Origin of the sequence: Ruminococcus callidus ATCC 27760 (assembly GCF_000468015.1) — a bacterium.
GTDB lineage: Bacteria > Bacillota > Clostridia > Oscillospirales > Ruminococcaceae > Ruminococcus_C > Ruminococcus_C callidus.
On record NZ_KI260461.1, the window covers coordinates 1 to 804 of the forward strand.

2 protein-coding genes are annotated in these 804 nt (G+C 49.5%); both read left to right on the forward strand.

Translation table 11 applies throughout. From position 1 onward, the window contains the following. Window positions 1-220 (forward strand): hypothetical protein (locus tag RUMCAL_RS11560; protein WP_021683084.1); only part of this gene is annotated, 220 nt, incomplete at its 5' end. A gap of 304 nt (window positions 221-524) precedes the next feature. Then, a partial coding sequence (locus tag RUMCAL_RS11565; RefSeq protein ID WP_021683085.1) for a hypothetical protein occupies window positions 525-804 on the forward strand: 280 nt, incomplete at its 3' end.

Sequence of the window (804 nt, forward strand, 5' to 3'; positions counted from 1 at the left end):
GAACGGGAGGTGTACCACCATGAAAACGGATAAGCCAGTTTCGGCGGTCTGCCCACTTTGCGGAAAACCCTACTCCGATGTGCCGGCACTTTCCAGAACGGACAACCAAACGCCCATTTGCCCGGACTGCGGTATTCGGCAGGCACTGGAAAGCATCGGCGTTTCCACGGAGGAACGGGAGAAAATCCTGTCTGTAATGCACCGAAAGTTCCCCATGTAACCGCCCTGTTTGCCCTGTGCGGGCTTTCAGAGCACTTGCCGAAAAACTGCTCAAAGTCAAAATCAGCCCCCACACAGGCGAACTGTGCGGGGGCTTGGTTGGTGGCTGCGATTTTCCGAGATGTCTTTTCCATTGTACTGTATTTTACCATAGAAAAGCAAGTTTATCCAGTGTCAGATCCACCAAATATACAGCGAAAATAATGCCTTATGTTCTGTACATTTAGCCGCTTGCTATACGCCGAAAGGTATGGTAATATACAGTTACCGAAAGGGAAAACAACCAAAAACGGAGGAAAAACACAATGGTAGCATACGGAATCGCAAAGGCAAGAGCAATGGCAAACAGAACGGACTGGAACGAAAGAACCGAAATCACAAAGGCGGTCATCACCTGGGTGGATGAGGACTACGAATACGAACTGGAGATCGAAAACGAGTACAGAATGGACGATGCGGAATTCACCGACTGGGTTGAGGAAAACGCAGAAAGCCTTGCAAAGGCAGATGCGGAGGAAAACGGAACGACCTTTGAGGGAATCGACGGCATTGACTTTACGGAAAAGGAAATCGATGACGATGCCC